Below are 204 nucleotides of genomic sequence, written 5' to 3' on the forward strand. Positions count from 1 at the left end.
GTCGATGGTTGTTGGTGGGGGTTGCAGGTAGGTAAACAGCAGGTCTCTGCGGTGCAGAGATAGCAATGATTGATAGGCCGCTCGGACGCGTTGGTGGGTGTAGACCTTGGTGTAGGCGCCGGTAGCAGGGTCTTTGATGGTGGTTTTCTCGTTCATCCATTCCCGGTAGGTGTGGTCGAATTCGTGCAGGTGGGCGACCCATGT

At 56.4% G+C, this 204-nt stretch carries 1 pseudogene; it reads right to left on the bottom strand.

Annotation, left to right across the window (positions count from 1 at the left end):
- Positions 1 to 204 (bottom strand): annotated as a pseudogene (locus QP978_RS10815) (IS1249 family transposase); the annotation flags it as partial.

Source organism: Corynebacterium sp. MSK035, assembly GCF_030232615.1.
GTDB classification, from domain to species: Bacteria; Actinomycetota; Actinomycetes; order Mycobacteriales; family Mycobacteriaceae; genus Corynebacterium; species Corynebacterium jeikeium_D.